This window comes from Komagataeibacter ossonobensis (assembly GCF_057359305.1).
Genome location: NZ_JBXAYQ010000111.1, coordinates 1 through 1,450, shown reverse-complemented (window position 1 = coordinate 1,450; position 1,450 = coordinate 1). Strand labels below are relative to the sequence as shown.

Sequence of the window (1,450 nt, the reverse complement as noted above, 5' to 3'; positions counted from 1 at the left end):
ATTGACTTCGATGCGGGTCGTCTGGACGTGGGTGGAAGCCTGGGCAGCTTCTGCCACGATCTCACGCGAGCGGCCGGTAAGGGCTGCGCCGTCCCAGTCGAAGAACACCAGGTAGGTGCGGGCTGCAGTCGGTGCGGGCGGCACGACGGCAGGGGCTGGCGGCGGCGGCGGCGGCGCGCTGTTGAACGCGTAACGGACACCAACGATGAACTGATGGTTGAAGCGATGGTCAAAGCTGGCGTGGCCCGTTCCATCCGGTCCGCTGGCCGTGTAGTTGCCCATGGTGAAGGAGGACGGCTGACCAATCATGCGGTATTCGGTGGTCATCTGCAGGCCGGGGATACCGGGGATGTCGTAGGCCGCACCGACAATGCCCTGATAGGCAAAACCACCCTTGGTGCCGCTCATGCTGCGACCGGGGGAGTTGCCCACCGTTACGTCATGCGCGTTCTGCCACAGGTAACCGGCACCGACACCAACGAACGGCGTGACGGGCACGTCAATGTTGAACAGGCGCTTCAGGTCGATGTCATACAGCACGTTGACGAAGCCGCCATAGGAGCGATCGCTGCCCTTGTCACCACGTGACTTGCTATAGATCTCGGACCAGTTGTAGTCCCCCTCGACCTCTGCCCGCAGGCCATTGCCAAAGCCCCAGCCAACGGCGCCAAAACCGGTCCAGCCATGACGGTGGCCCAGTTTTTCACGTCCCGGGCCATCTTCCGTATCGGCAAAGTGGCCGTGCTGGGTCTGTGTCAGGTTATAGCCGCCGCCGATATCGACATACGGGCCGGTAATGGTCGTGGCCTTGGCAGCCAGTGGTGTCGCGGCCAGCAGGCTTGTTGCCAGCAGGGCAGAACGGAGACGCATATGTTCGTCCTTCCTCACATTATTGCTTCTTTACAGGTCACGCAGCATGCAGGCCGCGCAAACCGGTCAGTCCATCTTTCCTAAACACGGCGTGCTGTCTGTAGTTGCGTTCCATTTGCGCTACAAAGCAGCATAAAGGCCGCATCGTTGCAGATATGCATGGGACGGACGATTTTTGTATTTGGTTACAATAGAATAAGTGGGACGCCATTTACGCAAAACAATGGTTTAATAAAATATTTAGGGTATTGCGTGGCATGAACAACACACTGCGTATCTTCGTACGCACGGAAATGCCGGCATAAAAAAAGGGAGCACAGAGTGCTCCCTTTCTTTTGTGACCGGTTGGTCGGGATCAGTGCAGGATGATCTCGACGCGACGGTTCTGGGGCTCACGCGTGTCGGGGCCGGTCGGCACCAGCGGGTGGGCTTCACCATAACCATGGATGTCGATGGCGTTGGCGGGCACGCCGTCACGGATCAGTTCAGCCTTCACGCTGTCAGCACGACGCATGGACAGGCCAAGGTTGTACTTCTCACCACGCGGGCCGGGATGGGCCGAGGTGTTGTCGGTGTAGCC

At 59.2% G+C, this 1,450-nt stretch carries 2 protein-coding genes; both read right to left on the bottom strand.

What is annotated here, in order from left to right; genetic code table 11:
- Window positions 1-870 (bottom strand): outer membrane protein (locus AC1RQ9_RS18860; protein ID WP_485988121.1); only part of this gene is annotated, 870 nt, incomplete at its 3' end.
- 355 nt (window positions 871-1,225) lie between these two features.
- The coding region (locus AC1RQ9_RS18855; RefSeq protein ID WP_485988119.1) for an OmpA family protein at window positions 1,226-1,450 on the bottom strand (225 nt) is incomplete at its 5' end.